This is a genomic window from Shewanella sp. AC91-MNA-CIBAN-0169 (assembly GCF_040310165.1).
Classification (GTDB): Bacteria; Pseudomonadota; Gammaproteobacteria; order Enterobacterales; family Shewanellaceae; genus Shewanella.
In genome coordinates, this window is the sequence record NZ_JBEOPM010000083.1 from 1 (window position 1) to 344 (window position 344).

Consider the following 344-nt stretch of genomic DNA (forward strand, 5'->3'; position numbering starts at 1 on the left):
CTGGTGCCGTCAATCACATTACCGGTCACTTCAGGGCTGTCTTCTGCAAGGGTGCGGGTTTCATTGTTATCAGTGAAGTCATCATTCATTGCAGTGATCACCGGAGTGTCACTGTCTTGGCCAGTTAAGCTGCCATCAGAAACGGTTAAATTAACCGCCGGCAGCGTGCCGCCGTTGTTAACCAAGTCAGCACCCGCTTGGGTTAATACCACTTCGCCGTTGACTAACGCATAGTAACTGTCGTCATTGCTGCCAGGGGTGAAGTCCACCGTCAGTGCATCACCGTCTTCATCAAAGGTGGTGTAGGTTGCGGCCACAGCGCCATCGACGGCGCTGTTTTCAGT

At 52.9% G+C, this 344-nt stretch carries 1 protein-coding gene; it reads right to left on the reverse strand.

The genetic code is table 11. The features are described from left to right. On the reverse strand, positions 1-344 hold a 344-nt coding region (locus tag AAEY98_RS22210; protein WP_351019724.1), incomplete at both ends, for a hypothetical protein.